This is a genomic window from Kiloniella laminariae, from assembly GCF_027214005.1.
GTDB classification, from domain to species: domain Bacteria; phylum Pseudomonadota; class Alphaproteobacteria; order Kiloniellales; family Kiloniellaceae; genus Kiloniella; species Kiloniella laminariae_A.
Genome location: NZ_JAPWGY010000003.1, coordinates 531,170 through 546,262 on the forward strand (window position 1 = coordinate 531,170; position 15,093 = coordinate 546,262).

The window sequence follows — 15,093 nt, forward strand, 5'->3', positions numbered from 1 at the left end:
GTGTTCTTGCAACTGCCACTCCCTGATGGAGGGCAGTTGCGAGAGCTTTTATCAGGTCAGGCTTTGCAAGGCTTCCTTGTCAAATGGCGTGATCAGGTCCAGTTGACCGGCCTTCATTTTGTTGGCCCACTGTGGATCGCTGAGCAGCGCCCGGCCAACCGCGACCAGATCGAAATCATCTCGCGCCAGGCGACGATTGAGTTCTTTGAGATCGGTTGTTGCAGCTTTGGGGTCTTCTGTTCCTGAAAAAATTCCAGATGAAAACTGTTTGTCGAGGCTAACCGAGCCAACGGTAACAACGGGCTTGCCGGTTAATTTTCGCGCCCAGGTGGCCAGATTGTCTTCGGAACCTTCAAAAGCGGGTTCCCAAAAGCGTCTGGTACTGGCGTGAAAGACATCGACACCAGCCTGGGCAAGCGGTTGTAGTATACGTGCCAGCTCTTCAGGGCTTTGAGCGATCCTGGCATTGTAATCCTGGCCCTTCCATTGAGAGAAACGATAAACAATCGGAAAGTCAGGGCCAACAGCAGCACGGATTGCGGTAACAATTTCCAGGCCCAAGCGGGATCTTTTTTCAAGTGAGCCACCGTAGGCATCCTGGCGGTGGTTACTTCCCTCCCAATAAAACTGGTCGATGAGATACCCATGGGCAGCATGGATTTCGATCCCGTCAAACCCAAGTTTTTGGGTATCAAGGGCAGCGCGGACATAAGACGCGATAACTTCTTTGATGTCATCAATGCTCATCTGCTGTACCACGACATGATCGTCCTCGCGGATTTCAGAAGGTCCCTGACCCGGAACGGCCGGGTCGGGTTGCAGGCCGGCCCGGCGAACGGAACCGACATGCCAGATCTGGGGGATGATCTTTCCTCCGGCAGCATGGACCTCTTCAACCACTTTTTTCCACCCGGCCAATGCTTTTTCACCGTAAAAAGCTGGTGCATTATCATAGCCATTGGCTGCTTTGTGGTCGATGTAGGTTCCTTCAGTGATGATCAGGCTGACACCACCTTCTGCCCGGCGGCGATAGTAAGCTGCAACATCTTCGCCGGGGATGCCGTTTGGGCTGTGCAGACGGGTCATGGGAGCCATTACAACACGGTTGGCCAGGTCAAGTGAACCCAAACGGAAGGGTTTGAAAAGCGGGGCGATAGTCTCAAGGTCGGTCGTACTGTTCATTGTATCTTACTCATCAGTCTGTAATCAGGTCTTGTTTATGTGGTCTCGTCGGAGACAGGATAAAATTGAAATAATCATATATCGAGAAATATCAATATGCAGGTGAAAATAAATGATACCCGACCCAAGGGGATTACTTTTGCGAGAGATGAGTGTAGTGGTGGATCAGTTCAATAAGTCTTTTGAAATCAACAGGCTTTGACAGATAGTCATCCATACCTGCTGCAAGGTAACTATCGCGGTCTCCCTGCATGGCGTTGGCCGTTACGGCGATGATCGGAACCCTTCCTTTCTCGCCTTCGAGGGTACGTATTTTTTGTGTTGCCTGTATACCATCCATATCGGGCATCTGGATGTCCATCAGGATAACATCAGGGGTTTGTTGCTTTACGAATTGGAATGCTTCTTTGCCATTGATGACGACATCAATCCGATGCCCCTTTTTGGAGAGAAATTTTGTCAGGAGCATCTGGTTTATCTGATTATCTTCAGCAATGAGGATATGCAGTGAATCCGCACTGATGTTCTCGGATTGTAAAGGGGGAGATATCGGAGTGGTGCTATCGTCGACGGTTTCCTCGACGAAAACCGGTGTTGGTTCAGAAGAAACTTCAGCTTCTCCGCCAGGTGCTTTGCCTATTTCCAAAGGTATTTTAAACCAGAACAGACTGCCTTCGTCCGGAGTACTTTCCAGGCCGACTTCTCCCCCCATCTGGTCACAGAGATGCTTGACGATGGATAGTCCGAGACCCACCCCGCCGTGTTTGCGACTGGCAGACCCGTCGACCTGGGTAAAGCGTTCAAAAATTCTTCTTTGATCTTCTGCGGCTATGCCGATGCCGCTATCCTTGACGCAGCAATAAACCATCTGAGTGGTACCTTCGAGAGGCAAAGCGGCAGAAATAGTGACCTTGATTTGTCCCTTGTTTGTAAACTTGATCGCATTTGCGAGCAGATTGTACAGCATCTGTTTTAATCTGGTCGGGTCGCCCTGTAACCAGAGTGGCAGAGCAGGATCCAGCTCATTAACCAGCTTGAGCCCCTTTGCTGTCGCATGAGGAGATTTTGCTGTGATGACAGAATTGAGCAGCTCGGCGATATTGAAATCATGGTGCTGAAGTTCGCTGGTACCGGTTTCCAGTTTGGAAATGTCGAGGATATCATTAATGAGAACCAGAAGGTGATCTGCTGACTTGCTGATTGATTGCAAGTATTCTTTTTGTTCCTGATCCAGATTGCTTTCCATCAGGAGACTGGTCATTCCAACCACGCCGTTCATCGGTGTTCTGATTTCATGGCTGACAGTGGCGAGGAATTCAGATTTGCTCTGGTTTGCTTTCTCCGCATCAAGCTTGGCTGCAAGGAGACGCTGTTCTGTTTTCTGCCGCTCCCTGATCTCTCTTTCTAACTGTCCATTGGTTTCCTGGAGCCATCGTGTCCGGTCGCGAACCTTGTTTTCCAGCTCATTCTGATGTTCCCGAATTTCTTCCTCCATTGCATCAAAGCTCTGGAGTGCGAGTTGGAGTTCGTTGGAGTGTGAAGGCTTGCTGGTTCCGTCCGAGTGCTCGCGGCCATGCCCCAGGGAAGTGATCTTGTCGCGCAGGGTGGCCAGGGGCAAAACCACAATCCGGCGCAAGGTAATCACCACAAAAAACAAGGTGATGGCAAAAAAAGCGGCAATTAGCTGCAAGGCGGAACTGATGGCGAATTGCCCTTTAGCGAGGATATCCATCGGGTGGGGATGGACCAGTCGCATCAGGGAAACGCTGGTAACATCCCTGATATCGAAAAAGGAATAAAAAACTTCTTCATCCGCGGGGCTATAGAGAGCGACGTTGCCGGGATCAATCGTTTCTGTGAAAAGATCCTCCGGGATGGGATGCTTCGGAGGCAGTGCTTCAGGGTCAGTTGATATTTTATGAAAAACGACATTGAGGTCTGCAGCAATTTTATCGAGGCGTTTCTGATCAAGAAAACGCCCTATGATCGCTATCCCGTTGGGCGGGCCGTCACCATTGCTTTTAAGAATTGGATAGGCCGCGAGTAACATCGGCCCTTGCCGGGTCTGGATATAGCCAGAGATTGATTCATTTGCGATGACATTTTCTGGCGAGAAATGCCGGATGGTTTGATGAGTACTATATTTCAGGTCGAGGTCACTGTATCCTTCTTCTTCAATGTTCCGCCATCGACCCCAGACCAGCTCTCCGTCCATATTGATGAAGCCGAGCAGATCAATATCTGTAAAGACCAGGGTTTCATCAGGTGCGCTGGAGTTGATGAAATTAACATCCCTGCTGTCCATATAGTTGTACGTGTCATCCCATATACCCCAGTCGCTGGAATAGACCACCAGATGCGCCAGTTCATCATTGAGAGTGTTCAGGATCTGACGGGCACTCTGTATGGCATTGTCATGGTCGAGATTTTTGAACTGGGGAATAATGACCTTATAGAGAATTCCTGCACTGAACAGGATCAGTGCGAGAAAAAGCACAGCCAACAACGAGCCGATTTTACTCTGGATTGTCATCTTGCTGCCGCTTTCCTCTCCCGGACTTTGCGCGTCATAGTGCGTCGTTACAGCGGAATTTTCAATGGTTGTCGTTACAAGCTGTACATCTTTTAGTTTAATTTTTCCTTTCAATTTTTTCGATTGCCTGAAAAGGAAGCAAAATGCAGCTGTGCCGGTTCTTGATCGGAACAGCTGGCTGGAACAGGGAAAATTTCTTCCAGGGAGCAGAAAAGGTAAGAACAGCCTGTTCTTTTAATTGCATTTTTAATTGCAGGTGCAGGTTTGTTATTGTCTCAAGATCTTTTCCAACGGCACAGGTGCGCAGTAACTCGGCGGAAGCCTTGCAAAGAGCACAGGACCGCGCTTTGTAGCCGAGTGCTGAAATGGTTCTCTGGTCCAGAGTCAGATCGAGTGTGATCCGGTCTCCACAAAGAGGATTGTCATGCAAGACCGAGATATCTGGATGTGCGAGAGGGCTGTCGCCAGCAGAAGCCAGTTTGAGAATTGACTTGTTGTAGAGAGCATCATCCTGCATCGCCGGGATCCTCGCAGATTTTTGTCATGATTTTTCCCGTAAGTTTTTCTGTAAACTTTTCTCGTAAGTTCTTAAGGGCTTCGGGCGTATCAATATCTGAAAGTATGGCATCTGTGTCCATAGGGACCTCACGGATGTCACTGGCATAATTCCCCAGCAGGTGGCGGGCACCATTGTCCCCTTTTATGGTAATCATTTCCGGGATGAACTGGCGTGACCACAGAACCGGGTTGCCCCGTTTTCCGATAAAGGTGGGGATGCAGATGGCAGCACTGTTTTCTGGATCAAAGACACTGATCAGCTGGTTTATCTGGTCTTTACTGATCAGGGGCATGTCCCCGAGACAAACCAGTACGGCGTCACTATCCGCGGGGACAGCCTTGAGACCGGAGATCAGGGACGTACTGAGCCCCTCTGCAAAGTCGGGGTTATGTACAAAATCCAACTTGTCATCAGCCAGTTCTGCCCGGATTTTTTCGGCATCATACCCTGTGACGACGATGATGTTGTCAACTGTACTTTGTTCGAGGCTGTCCACGACCCATTGGACCATGGGTTTTCCCTGCCACAGTTGCAGGAGCTTGTTGAGCTTTCCCATGCGGCGGGATTGTCCACCCGCAAGGAGTAGCGCTGTGATCTTGTACGCGGGAAGAGAAGAAATGTCAGACAGGTTATTGCTTTGGGATATTCGTTCGCGGGGTTGGGGTCTGGTGACAATTTCAGACAAGAGACCACCACAGCCAAGGGAAGTTAAGTCGTTTGCTGTGACCTTTATATCGGCCAGACAGCGTTGCAATATCCAGTCAAAACCATTGAGCTTGGGAGAACGGGCACAGCCGGGCAGACCGATCACCGGGACACCGCTGTGTTCCCCCAGAAGAAGAAGATTCCCAGGGTCAACCGGCATGCCAAAATGCAGGATTTTTCCACCTGCTTTTTCCAGTCCGGCGGGTAGACTGTCACGTCGGTCAGTAATGGCTGAAGCACCAAAAACAAGTATCAGATCGTGATCGCGGTTCCTGAGTTCCTGAATAGCAGAGGCTATAGCGTCGGTCTTGTGGTCTGTTATAAGACAGGTCTGTAAATCGTTGTCACAGCTCTGTAACCGTTGGGCAACCACCTGCCGGGTTTTCTCAAGAACGCTGTCCTTGCTCTGGGGCAGACGCGTGAGAATAAGGCCTATCTGTTTTTTTCTGAAGGGCGCAACGGATAGCCGGGCGGCCTGTCCCGCCAGCTCGACGGATCTAGCCGGGGCTGAGAGGGGAATGATCTTGGCTGTGGCAACCATCTGCCCGGGATATACCACGGTGAAGGGGGGAAGGGTTGCGATGGTGATGGCTTCATCAATTCCATTGAGCTGATTGACCTCATCCGGTTTGGCAATCAGCAGACCATGCACTGCGCTATAGAGATTACAACGTCCGGTAAAAGCTTCTTTTACTGTGATGTTCTCCTGTGAGACTGCCCTGGCCAGTTGGGCCGCCGCGATATCCTCGTGCAGATCTCCTGCCTCCAGTCGCAGGGTTGTCACCTTGTGATGACCGGCACGGACAAGATTGTGCAGATCGGTTTCTGTCAGTTTGTGGCCTTTGCTTAACCGGCCCTCGGCGATTTTTATTGAATGAGAGAGATAGGTCCCAACTGCGGCTTTGGTCTCGATTTCGGCAAAAATCACTTTTCGTCTCCCTGGCGGAGCGCAGCGGTGATTGCTCCGAGAATGGAGAGGGCAATTTCAGCGGGGCTTTTCGCGCCGATATCCAGACCAACCGGCCCGTCTATCCGATCCAGTCCGGGAAGGTGTTTCAAGCGTTCCAGCCGTTTGGCATGAGTACGTCTACTGCCCAGGGCACCGATATAGAAAGCGGGTGAAGGCAGGGCTATTTCCAAAGCAGGGTCGTCCAGTTTGGGGTCGTGTGTCAGAATAACAACTGCCGTCCGGTGGTCGGGTTTCAGTTCGGCCAAAGCGTCGTCCGGCCAGTCATTGAGAATGGAGCAGTCAGGAAAACGCACCGCATTGCCAAAGGCGCGGCGTGGATCAATGACAGTCACGTCATAACCAGCCATCCGGGCCATAGGGACAAGAAACTGGGAGATATGGACGGCGCCGACAATAATCAGCCTTAAGGGCGGGTTGTAAACCTGGATAAAGGTTTGTTCGCCGGGCTCTTCATGAATACCCGGGGCTTCATGAATAAAAGAAAGATCCTCGCGAACAGCAACCAGAATCTGGTCGAGCAGTGGATGTGCGGCCTGTGGGTCGAGAGGATAGAAAATCTCCTGACAACCTGTTTTCATATCGGTCAGCAGAACCATTGTCTGTTTGTCCTGTTGTGACCGAACCAGTTGATCGAGCGTGGATCTTTTCATGGTTGTTCCAATCGCTCAACATAAACCCGGATCGTTCCGCCGCAAGCCAGCCCAACGTCCCAGGCCTGTTCATCGCCAACCCCGAATTCAAGAGTTCGCGCTTTGCCGTCGATCATGATCTCTTGGGCTTCCAGAATGACGGCACCTTCGATGCAGCCACCACTGACTGACCCCAACATGGCCATTTCATCGTTAATGATCATCATACTACCGGGCGGGCGGGGCGAAGATCCCCATGTCTGAACCACTGTTGCCAACGCGACTTTCCGACCCTGATCCTGCCAGAGGGCTGCCGTCGAGAGCAGATCCGGGACAGAATCGTTTGATATCGTGGGAGTGGTTTTAAGTGAGGCCATCATCTGTTCCGGATTTGTGTTGTATCGATATTTGAGCTGAGGGAGATCTGTCTGAATTTCGGGAAGGTGTTTTTGTGTCTGGGACCGCTTTGCAAACTATCAACCAGGCTTTCCAGGCTGTTGATGTTATGGGCTGACCGGAACTGGTCAACGTGGGGTAACATCAGTTGTATGCCTTTGGCCCGGGGCTCAAATCCATCGAACCTGAGCAGGGGGTTAAGCCAGATCAGCTTGCGACAGGAGCGGTGCAGGCGATCCATTTCCAACGAAAGATCCTGATCGCTTTCGCGTTCCAGCCCATCCGTTATGAGCAGGACATTGGCGCCCTGCCCCAGCACGCGTCGGGACCAGGTTTTGTTGAAGTCATGCAGGGTTGCGGCAATCCTTGTTCCACCTGACCAGTCATCAACCTGTTTGCCTACGGCATCAAGGGCCTCATCCACATCTCTGTGGCGCATCTGTCGGGTGATGTTGTGCAGGCGCGTGCCAAAAACAAAGCTGTGTATCCTGTCCCGGGCGGAACTCAGTCCATGGATGAAATGGAGCAACATCCGGCTGTAGTGGCTCATGGAACCGGAGATATCGCAGAGAATTACCAGAGGTGATTTTTCCCTACGGCGGGCCTTCCGACGCAGAAGGATACTGTCACCCCCCAGCCGGAGACTCGTCTGCAGGCTTTTGCGGCCATCAATCATCCTGCCTTTGGTGTCGGGGATAAAGCGTCGGGTCAGGATATCTTCTGAGGGGAGTGTCAGTTTTCTCAGCAACTGCAAGGCCTGGCTTTGTTCCTGACTGGTCATCTGTTCAAAGTCACGATGACGCAGCACGTCTTCCTCCGAAACAGTCATTCTGGCGTCAAACTCGATCTCGGGTTCGTCATCCTCGTCATCACGCGGTGGGTGGGGCTGTTGTTCGGGGGCAAAGGCCTCACTTACCCGGCGCAGGGCCCGATCCTTTTCATCCTTCGGGGCATTTTCCAAAAAGGTGGTGGGCAGAAGCATCTGCATCGCCCGTTCCAGCAGTTCGGGGTTGCGCCAGAAAATATGAAAACACTGGTCAAAAATTTCCTGCTGGTCATGACTGGTAATGAACAGACATCGCAGGGTCGCATAAAAATCATCACGCCGGGACAGTCCGCCGATTTTTATTGCATCAATTGCCTCGTGCACCCGGGATGGGGAAACAGGTAATCCCGCTTTTCGAAGGGTGCGGGCAAAGTGGAGCAGATTTTCTGCGAGGTAGCCCGCTTTTGTGACCTGGGGTGAAAGAGAGGGAGAAGGGGAGCGCATGGTTCAGGTTCCGGTCAGAGCCATCTCGCTTTCGACCCGTTTCAAGATCCGGGCGGCTTCGGTTCCCTGTATTCTGGCAATGTCATCCTGATACTTCAGCAAAACCCCGAGCGTGTCGGTCACAGATTCCGGGGCGAGTGAAACACAGTCGAGCTGGGTGAGCGCCTGGGTCCAGTCGATGGTCTCGGCGATACCAGGCTGTTTGAAAATATCCGGATTTCGGCGAAGCTCCTGAATAAAAAGGACAACTTGTTGACTGAGCTGTTCGGCAGCTTCCGGAGCCTTTATTTTGAGGATGGAGAGCTCCCGCGCGGCATCAGGATAATCGACCCAGTGATAAAGGCAGCGCCGTTTCAAGGCATCGTGAATTTCCCGGGTCCGGTTCGAGGTAATGATAACAATCGGCGGCTCGCTTGCCTTGATCGTACCGAGTTCGGGGATGGTAACCTGATAATCGGACAGAATTTCCAGTAGATAGGCTTCGAAAGCTTCGTCGGCGCGATCAAGTTCATCGATCAACAGAACCGGACTTTGTCCGGGCTGGCCTTCGAGGGCTTCGAGCAAGGGGCGTTTGATCAGAAATTCCGGTCTGAAGATATCCTGGGTCAGGGCTTTTCGATCGGTTTGCCCACTTGCTTCGGCAATGCGGATCTCGACCATCTGGCGCGGATAGTTCCATTCGTAAACAGCAGAACTGATGTCCAGGCCTTCATAACACTGCAGGCGGATCAGGGGACGATCCAGCGTTGTCGAAAGAACCTTGGCGATTTCGGTTTTCCCGACACCGGCTTCGCCTTCGAGAAACAGCGGACGTTGCATTTTCAGAGCTAGAAACAATACCGTCGCCAGAGATCTGTCGGCGACATAGCGCCCTTCGCTAAGCTGTTGGAAGGTTTCATCAACGGATGCTGGAAGCGTGCTCCGGGAGAGGTCTGGCATCGTGGTACTCCTGCCTGAACAAAAAAGAAAACCGCTTTCTGTGCAAACACAGAAAGCGGTACAGGCAACCTAGCCGCCGATCTGGGCGACAGCTCGTTTGGTCAGGACTTTAATCAGATTGGCCCGGTATTCGGCCGAGGCGTGAAGATCGTTATTCAGGCCTGTAGCGGAAACGGTGACGGTATCGACGGATTGAGCCGAGAAGTTACTCGTCAGGGCCGTTTCCAGATCCTTGTGGCGGAACACACAAGGCCCGGCCCCTGTGACTGCGACCCGGACGCCACCCCCGGTTTTTGCTACAAATACACCAACGATGGCATAGCGGGATGCCGGGTTGTCAAACTTGACATAGGCAGCGGCCTGAGGGCGGGGGAAGGTCACATTGATAATGATCTCGTTTTCTTCGAGAGCGGTCTCGAACAGATCAACAAAGAAGTCATCCGCAGCGATAACCCGTTTGTTTGTCGTGATCTGGGCATTGAGGCCAAGCACCGCAGCAGGGTAATCCGCAGCGGGGTCGTTGTTGGCAACCGAACCGCCGATGGTTCCCCGGTTGCGTACCTGTGGATCACCAATGCCTGCTGCCAGACAGGCAAGAGCAGGGATATCGGCTTTGCTGGCAACCTCGGCGTGGGTTGTCATGGCCCCGATGGCGAGCTTGTCATCATCGGGGCAGACCCCCCTGAGGGTTTCTATTGCGCCAAGATCAACCAGCATCTCGGGTTGAGCCAGGCGTTGTTTCATTGTGGGGAGCAGGGTCTGCCCACCGGCGAGTAGCTTGCAGTCCTCCTTGAGGAGGGCAACGGCTTCGTCCAGAGTTGCTGGACGCTGGTATTCAAAATGATACATTTGCTGTTCCTCCCTTTACAGGCCCTGTGCTGCGCGCCAGACCTTTTCCGGCGTTGCAGGCATGTCGATTTCCTTGCCAAGAGCATTGGTGATCGCGTTCATCAATGCCGCAGGGGCAGAGATGGCACCGGCTTCACCACAGCCTTTGACACCCAGTGGATTGGTTTTGCAGGGGGTGTTGATAGTCTGGACCCGGAAGGTCGGCAGATCATCGGCCCGCGGCATGCAATAATCCATGTAGGAACCGGTCAGGAGCTGGCCGCTTTCCTTGTCGTAGACACAGTTTTCCAGCAAGGCCTGCCCGATCCCCTGGGCAATGCCACCGTGAACCTGTCCTTCAACAATCATCGGGTTGATGACATTGCCAAAATCATCGACGGCAACCCAGTCGAGGATTTCTGTCGTTCCGGTGTCCGGATCAATTTCCACCTCGGCAATATGTGTTCCTGCCGGGAAGGTAAAGTTCAACGGATCATAGAAGGCGGTCTCGTCCATCCCAGGCTCGACATCGGCAGGATAGTTGTGCGGCACATAGGCAGAGAAGGCGATCTCGGCCATGGTCATCTGTTTGTCCGTACCTGCGACTTTGAAAACGCCACCAGAATGTTCGATATCCTCGACAGAAGCTTCGAGAGTGTGTGCGGCGATTTTCTTGCTTTTCTCGACGATCTTGTCGATAGCCTTCATGATCGCCGATCCCCCGACGGCGAGTGAGCGGGAACCATAGGTGCCCATCCCGAAAGGAACCTTGCCCGTATCGCCGTGGGAAATTTCGACCTGGTCAATCGGGACGCCCAACTGGTCCGAGATAATCTGGGCAAAAGTGGTTTCATGCCCCTGTCCGTGAGAGTGGCTGCCTGTAAAGACGGTCACACTTCCAGTCGGGTTGAAACGCACCTGGGCTGATTCCCAGAGCCCTACACCAGCTCCGAGCGAGCCAACTGCCGCGGATGGCGCGATGCCACAGGCCTCGATAAAGGCAGAAAATCCGATACCGCGCAGTTTGCCTTTTGTCTGTGACTGGGCCTTGCGTGCGGCAAAACCACTATAGTCGATTGCCTCAAGCGCCTTGTCCATGGCCAGGGCATAGTTACCGCTGTCATAGGTCATGATCACCGGGGTCTCATAAGGATAGGCATCGGGGGCAATGAAGTTGCGCTTGCGGATTTCCGCTGGATCAATGCCCATTTCCCGGGCGCCGATTTCAATCATGCGTTCTACGACATAAGTGGCTTCGGGGCGTCCGGCACCGCGATAGGCATCAACCGGAGCCGTGTTGGTGAAACCTGCCTGAACCTCACAATAGATTGCCGGGATCGTGTATTGTCCGCTTAAAAGCGTGCCATAGAGATAGGTTGGCACGGCCGAAGCGAAGGTCGAGAGATAACAGCCGACGTTTGCCTTGGTCGACACCTTGAGGCCGAGAATTTTCCCGTTGGCATCAAATGCCATCTCGGCAAAGGTTTCGTGGTCGCGACCATGGGCATCACTGAGGAAGGATTCAGAGCGTTCTGCTGTCCATTTAATCGGGCGGTTGAGCTTTTTGGTTGCCCAGGCGCAGACGGTTTCTTCGGAATAAATAAAGATTTTAGAGCCGAAACCGCCCCCTACATCCGGCGCGATAACCCGCAGTTTATGTTCAGGGGCAACGGCATTGAAAGCCGACAGCACCAGACGGTGAACATGCGGGTTCTGGCTGGTAGTGTAGAGGGTGATCTCGTCTGTTCCTGAATCGTAATCACCCAGGGCTGCCCGAGGTTCCATGGCGTTGGGGATCAGGCGGTTGTTGCGTAGCTTCATGCGGGTGACATGATGCGCGGCGCTGATTGCACCATCGGTTTTGGCGCGGTCACCAAGTTCCCAGTCGAAGGAAAGATTCCCGGGGACGTCATCGTGGATCTGTGGTGCACCTGCTGCAAGGGCATCACCGACTTCGATAACGTGATCAAGTTCTTCGTACTCGATTTCAACCAGTTCGGCAGCATCACGGGCCTGTTGCAGGGTTTCTGCCACAACAAGGGCGACCTGATGGCCAACATACCGCACCCGGCCAATTGCCAGCGCAGGATGGGCAGGGGCTTTGTGCGGGGTGCCGTCTTTGGAGGTGATGCCCCAGCCACAGATCAGCGGGCCGATGCCATCAGCCTGCATGTCCGGTCCTGTCAGAACGGCAACAACACCTGGGGCTTTCAGCGCAGCAGTTGAATCAAGGCTGGTGATTTTTGCGTGGGCATGAGGAGAGCGGATGAAATAGCCATAGGTCTGGCCTGGCCGGGAAATATCGTCGAGATAACGTCCCTTGCCGATGATAAAGCGTTTGTCTTCCTTGCGTTTGACCGAAGCGCCAATACCTGTTTGTGTTCCCATGATCAGCCCTCCATTTCCTGTGCAGCCGCTTTCACGGACTTGACGATGTTCTGATAACCTGTGCAACGACAGATGTTGCCTTCCAGGCCTTTCCGGATGGTCGCGTCGTCCGGTTTTCCGTGTTTTTTCACCAGATCAACGGCGCTCATGATCATGCCGGTTGTGCAGAAACCACATTGCAGGCCGTGATTTTCCTGAAAGGCCTTTTGCATTGGATGGAGGTTATTGCCTTTGGCCAGGCCTTCGATGGTTGTGATCTCTGCACCGTTGGCCTGTAGGGCAAGCACGGTGCAGGCTTTTGCGCTCTCGCCGTCTATGTGGATCACACAGGCACCGCATTGGCTGGTGTCGCAGCCGACGTGGGTGCCGGTCAGTCTGAGATTTTCTCGAAGAAAGGAAACAAGCAGTGTATTTGGCGCGATCTCGGCCGTCACTGGCTTGCCATTTACTGTCATGGATACCGTTGGCATCGGTTTCTCTCCTGTTCATGATATCGTAGCCGGGCATTTACTGCTTGTTGGTCTACGTGCCCGAGGGGGCGAAGGTATCGGCCCGTTTTCAGGGGATACCGGAAGTAATACGTTGCGGGTCGCCCGAGCTGATCAGCTCAGCTGGTAAACAGCCACAACAATCAGGATTGCTGCGGCAATCCAGTAAAAGGGGGTGTAACCTGTCCCCCCGGCAGTGGAGGGTTTTTGTGTGTCTGCCTGAGCGTCGGCGGAAGTGCTGGATACAACGCCGCTCAGGTTTTTCGGCTGATTTTCAAGGTCGATTTCGCCGACAATCTCTGTAAAGGTAGCAAAAAAATCATCGGCCATTTTTTTTGCAGCGGCATCCACCAGACGAGAGCCGATCTGGGCGAGTTTGCCACCGACCTTGGCGTTTACACTGTAGGTCAGGAGGGTTTGTCCATTCTGTGTTTCGAGAGTGACCCTGGCCTGTCCCTTGCCAAAACCTGCTGCACCTCCCTTGCCCTCTCCTGTGAGGGTGTAGCCATTCGGTGGATCAAGATCAGAAAGTGTCACCTGCCCCTTGAACTTGGCTTTTACCGGGCCGACCTTTGCGGTCAGGCTGGCCTGGAGTTCCGTGTCGGACGTTTTTTCAACGCTGTCACAGCCCGGGATGGATCGCTGAAGAATCTCCGGGTCGTTCAGGGCTTCCCATACTCTGTTCTGGGAAGCGGGGATCAGCTGTTGCCCTTCCATTTCCATTTTACTGTGCCTGACTGTTTGTTCTGGTCCCGGTTTTTGTCCGGAATTTATTCTTGAGGATTTTTGTTTTCAAACTCATTTACAGCAAGCAGCGTACACAGGAGTGTAATTCGATGTCACCGCCAGTTTTAACGCTGTTTACAAATGGCTTCTGATAGTGTCGCGAAATTGCGACAGTTAATCCGGTAAAGAATATTGCCTCTATTCAGGCATCCAGTTTAAGCCGCTTGATCTTGCGGTGGAGCGTTGCGCGATTGATCCCCAGAGCCCGCGCTGCTGCTGTTACGTTTCCCCCGGAACGTGCGAGGGCGTTCTGGATCGTGCGCCGCCCCACAAGCTGGTAGTCCCGGGCCTCATCGACTTCAAGCCCATAGAGCGTTGAAAGGGGAAGAGGCCGCGCCAGATCCTTGTCACGCAAGCCGTAAAGCGTCCGGGCACTCCGTGTCGCGCCGATGACGAGGTCATCCTGATCTACTGCTATAAGCGCGGGGCTTTGCCGACTGACAGGGACGGAGCTCATTTCATTTTGCGGGGTCGCGAGGAGAATGCGGGAGACAGAGAAATTATAGCGGAAGTATTCAGTTTCGATACTGCGCGCGGCATCAATAACGGCAAGAGAAATCAGCCGTGAAAAACTCTCGGTGAGATCTGCCCGGCAGGAAGAGACATCAATGATGGCCAACAGTTTCCCGGTTTGATCAAATACAGGGGCAGCTGTGCAGGATAACAGGGTGTTTTTGCTATGAAAATGTTGGTCTTTGTGGATGGTCAAGGCGCGTTCTTCGGCAATACAGGTGCCAATTCCATTCGTGCCTTCGCTCACTTCGCTCCATATTGCTCCGGCTCCCAGTCCCCACTTGTCAAAAGTCGTTTCATCAGCCGCCGCGCCGCGTCGATCCAAAAGAATACCATTGGCATCAGAGAGCAAAACGCAACATCCCATGCCGCCAACGGCAAGATAAAGACGGTCAAGCATGTCAGAAGCGATGCGAATAAGGGGCGCAACGCGTTCGCGAGCTTGTCGGAGTTCCGGGTCAGATAGTCTTTCCGGGGAACGGGGCTGTTCTGGGTCGAGCCTGTGCAGCATCATGGATCGCTGCCAGGATGCGATAAAGAAGTGCTGTGCTGCTTTGTTGCCCGCAATCGCGTTTTCAATACGCTCCGCGTGGCTCGGCGCGGATTTCAAGCGTTTCTCCCTGTGTATTTTTATTTCCCGATAACACGCTGTTTTGTTTTGATTAATTTAAATGTGCCGGGTTTTTGTGCATTATAATAACAAAGATTGCCTCGCCTTCAAATGGGTTTTACGGCATGCCTGCTTTCATAAAACTAGTGCATTGGAATAATGGGGAGATTTGGTTGAGCTGTTTTAATATATAATGCAACCGGCTGCGGCTTTGAGGTTAAATGGCGGGGGCGTTTGATTGGCCAGGTCGAATTTTTCGTCAGAATGTGCTATGTTTATTAACCATTGTCATAAGCG

13 protein-coding genes are annotated in these 15,093 nt (G+C 52.8%); all 13 read right to left on the minus strand.

Annotated features, from left to right (window positions below; genetic code table 11):
• Nucleotides 1–51: 51 nt before the first annotated feature.
• Nucleotides 52–1,182, minus strand: a complete 1,131-nt coding sequence (locus O4H49_RS11545) for an NADH:flavin oxidoreductase (RefSeq protein WP_269423571.1) — start codon at nucleotides 1,180–1,182, stop codon at nucleotides 52–54.
• Between the two features lie 133 nt (nucleotides 1,183–1,315).
• The gene (locus O4H49_RS11550; RefSeq protein ID WP_269423572.1) at nucleotides 1,316–3,829 is read right to left on the minus strand and encodes a CHASE4 domain-containing protein; all 2,514 of its coding nucleotides are present in this window, start codon (nucleotides 3,827–3,829) and stop codon (nucleotides 1,316–1,318) included.
• Nucleotides 3,813–4,232, minus strand: coding sequence for an iron-sulfur cluster assembly scaffold protein (locus O4H49_RS11555; protein WP_269423573.1), 420 nt, complete (start codon nucleotides 4,230–4,232; stop codon nucleotides 3,813–3,815). Before O4H49_RS11555 ends, O4H49_RS11550 begins: the two co-directional genes overlap by 17 nt.
• Complete coding sequence (locus O4H49_RS11560; RefSeq protein ID WP_269423574.1) at nucleotides 4,222–5,907, minus strand: molybdopterin-binding/glycosyltransferase family 2 protein; 1,686 nt, start codon at nucleotides 5,905–5,907, stop codon at nucleotides 4,222–4,224. Before O4H49_RS11560 ends, O4H49_RS11555 begins: the two co-directional genes overlap by 11 nt.
• Nucleotides 5,904–6,599, minus strand: coding sequence for an XdhC family protein (locus tag O4H49_RS11565; protein ID WP_269423575.1), 696 nt, complete (start codon nucleotides 6,597–6,599; stop codon nucleotides 5,904–5,906). Before O4H49_RS11565 ends, O4H49_RS11560 begins: the two co-directional genes overlap by 4 nt.
• The gene (locus tag O4H49_RS11570; RefSeq protein WP_419715222.1) at nucleotides 6,596–6,958 is read right to left on the minus strand and encodes an XdhC family protein; all 363 of its coding nucleotides are present in this window, start codon (nucleotides 6,956–6,958) and stop codon (nucleotides 6,596–6,598) included. The genes O4H49_RS11565 and O4H49_RS11570 overlap by 4 nt, the downstream gene beginning before the upstream one ends.
• Entirely contained in the window at nucleotides 6,955–8,244 is a 1,290-nt protein-coding gene (locus tag O4H49_RS11575) for a vWA domain-containing protein (RefSeq protein WP_269423576.1), read from the minus strand. Before O4H49_RS11575 ends, O4H49_RS11570 begins: the two co-directional genes overlap by 4 nt.
• A gap of 3 nt (nucleotides 8,245–8,247) precedes the next feature.
• The gene (locus O4H49_RS11580) at nucleotides 8,248–9,183 is read right to left on the minus strand and encodes an AAA family ATPase (RefSeq protein WP_269423577.1); all 936 of its coding nucleotides are present in this window, start codon (nucleotides 9,181–9,183) and stop codon (nucleotides 8,248–8,250) included.
• Between the two features lie 69 nt (nucleotides 9,184–9,252).
• The gene (locus O4H49_RS11585) at nucleotides 9,253–10,032 is read right to left on the minus strand and encodes an FAD binding domain-containing protein (protein ID WP_269423578.1); all 780 of its coding nucleotides are present in this window, start codon (nucleotides 10,030–10,032) and stop codon (nucleotides 9,253–9,255) included.
• Between the two features lie 15 nt (nucleotides 10,033–10,047).
• Nucleotides 10,048–12,399: a xanthine dehydrogenase family protein molybdopterin-binding subunit gene (locus tag O4H49_RS11590; RefSeq protein WP_269423579.1), complete on the minus strand. Its 2,352-nt coding sequence runs from the start codon at nucleotides 12,397–12,399 to the stop codon at nucleotides 10,048–10,050.
• A gap of 2 nt (nucleotides 12,400–12,401) precedes the next feature.
• Entirely contained in the window at nucleotides 12,402–12,869 is a 468-nt protein-coding gene (locus tag O4H49_RS11595) for a (2Fe-2S)-binding protein (protein ID WP_269423580.1), read from the minus strand.
• Nucleotides 12,870–13,001: 132 nt separating this feature from the next.
• The gene (locus O4H49_RS11600; protein WP_269423581.1) at nucleotides 13,002–13,610 is read right to left on the minus strand and encodes an SRPBCC family protein; all 609 of its coding nucleotides are present in this window, start codon (nucleotides 13,608–13,610) and stop codon (nucleotides 13,002–13,004) included.
• A gap of 205 nt (nucleotides 13,611–13,815) precedes the next feature.
• A complete protein-coding gene (locus O4H49_RS11605; RefSeq protein ID WP_269423582.1) occupies nucleotides 13,816–14,796 on the minus strand; it encodes a GAF domain-containing protein in 981 nt (326 codons plus the stop codon).
• Between the last annotated feature and the right edge of the window lie 297 nt (nucleotides 14,797–15,093).

Bases quoted from the DNA above. Each gene is read 5' to 3' on its own strand.
- O4H49_RS11545 (WP_269423571.1), bottom strand. From the start codon at position 1,182: ATGAACAGTACGACCGACCTTGAGACTATCGCCCCGCTTTTCAAACCC.
- O4H49_RS11555 (WP_269423573.1), bottom strand. From the start codon at position 4,232: ATGCAGGATGATGCTCTCTACAACAAGTCAATTCTCAAACTGGCTTCT.
- O4H49_RS11565 (WP_269423575.1), bottom strand. From the start codon at position 6,599: ATGAAAAGATCCACGCTCGATCAACTGGTTCGGTCACAACAGGACAAA.
- O4H49_RS11570 (WP_419715222.1), bottom strand. From the start codon at position 6,958: ATGATGGCCTCACTTAAAACCACTCCCACGATATCAAACGATTCTGTC.
- O4H49_RS11575 (WP_269423576.1), bottom strand. From the start codon at position 8,244: ATGCGCTCCCCTTCTCCCTCTCTTTCACCCCAGGTCACAAAAGCGGGC.
- O4H49_RS11580 (WP_269423577.1), bottom strand. From the start codon at position 9,183: ATGCCAGACCTCTCCCGGAGCACGCTTCCAGCATCCGTTGATGAAACC.
- O4H49_RS11585 (WP_269423578.1), bottom strand. From the start codon at position 10,032: ATGTATCATTTTGAATACCAGCGTCCAGCAACTCTGGACGAAGCCGTT.
- O4H49_RS11590 (WP_269423579.1), bottom strand. From the start codon at position 12,399: ATGGGAACACAAACAGGTATTGGCGCTTCGGTCAAACGCAAGGAAGAC.
- O4H49_RS11595 (WP_269423580.1), bottom strand. From the start codon at position 12,869: ATGCCAACGGTATCCATGACAGTAAATGGCAAGCCAGTGACGGCCGAG.
- O4H49_RS11600 (WP_269423581.1), bottom strand. From the start codon at position 13,610: ATGGAAATGGAAGGGCAACAGCTGATCCCCGCTTCCCAGAACAGAGTA.